Source organism: Alkalihalophilus lindianensis, from assembly GCF_032843265.1.
In the GTDB taxonomy this organism is placed as follows: Bacteria; Bacillota; Bacilli; order Bacillales; family Bacillaceae_D; genus Alkalihalophilus; species Alkalihalophilus lindianensis.
In genome coordinates this window covers 1-278 of sequence record NZ_JAWJBA010000221.1, presented here as the reverse complement: position 1 = coordinate 278, position 278 = coordinate 1, and the positions used below count along the sequence as shown (strand labels likewise).

The window sequence follows — 278 nt, the reverse complement described above, 5'->3', positions numbered from 1 at the left end:
AATCATAACCGTAAAGCTTCCAAATTTTGAGGAAATGCTATTCGATGCTGAGGAATTTATTGATAAGTACCGTTTCAAAAAAGCGAAAGAAGTGCAGTTGAAGATTGCTGCTCAATTACAGGAGACGGAAGACAAGATCAATACTATATTGGAAGAATTACACGAACTTGTTGGCAGCGAGGAGAAAAATCGCGAAGAAATTGAACAGTTAAAAGAATTATACCGAGATACGAAGAAAATGCTGCTGGCACACCGCCATAGCTTCGGTAATGCTGAAA

At 38.5% G+C, this 278-nt stretch carries 1 protein-coding gene; it reads left to right on the top strand.

Annotated elements, in window-relative coordinates:
- The coding region (locus RYX56_RS22020; protein ID WP_317124071.1) for a septation ring formation regulator EzrA at positions 1 to 278 on the top strand (278 nt) is incomplete at both ends.